The following is a 713-nucleotide window of genomic DNA, read 5'->3' as shown; positions in this document are numbered from 1 at the left end:
TCTGCCTCTACATACCCTATGTATTCAGGTATGAGTAACTGCGAATTACCACAGCTGGGTTTCCCCATTCGGACACCCCCGGATCAAAGCTTGCTTACAGCTCCCCGAGGCAGTTTCGTTGTTCGCCACGTCCTTCGTCGGCTCCTGGCGCCTAGGCATCCTCCGTGTGCTCTTATTAGCTTAACCATCGCTCCGGTGTTTCGCTTGTTCGCTCATCTTGTTTTAAACAGCGCTCCCGGATGAATCCGTTCGCCAGTCTGTTTAAAGCCAAAAGTCGCTTCACAATCGAAAACCTTCGCTTTCAGCATACTAATAACGATTTCAACTTGTTTACACAAGTCTCAGCTAAAAGATGTTCTAAAACGCATTTTCGTTTCGGTATCCAGTTTTCAAGGATCAAGGTTACAGATGAGAGCTTCAACTCTCAAAACTGAGCAACGAGTGAGTAACAGGCCTAAACCTGAGTTTTGGAAGTAATACTTCCGATTTGAATGTCTCCATTGCAGGAAACGATTCTCCATAGAAAGGAGGTGATCCAGCCGCACCTTCCGATACGGCTACCTTGTTACGACTTCACCCCAATCATCTACCCCACCTTCGGCGGCTGGCCCCCTTGCGGGTTACCCCACCGACTTCGGGTGTTGTAAACTCTCGTGGTGTGACGGGCGGTGTGTACAAGACCCGGGAACGTATTCACCGCGGCATGCTGATCC

Annotated in this window: 2 rRNA genes; both read right to left on the bottom strand. The window is 49.6% G+C overall.

Annotation, left to right across the window (positions count from 1 at the left end):
- A 23S ribosomal RNA gene (locus A3844_RS06675) occupies window positions 1-186 on the bottom strand; the annotation flags it as partial.
- 337 nt (window positions 187-523) lie between these two features.
- Window positions 524-713 (bottom strand): 16S ribosomal RNA (locus tag A3844_RS06670); the annotation flags it as partial.

The sequence above is a fragment of the Paenibacillus helianthi genome (assembly GCF_001909055.1).
Classification (GTDB): Bacteria; Bacillota; Bacilli; order Paenibacillales; family Paenibacillaceae; genus Paenibacillus_AQ; species Paenibacillus_AQ helianthi.
Note: the sequence above shows the minus strand (reverse complement) of the source record. Positions and strands in the feature narration are given on the sequence as shown.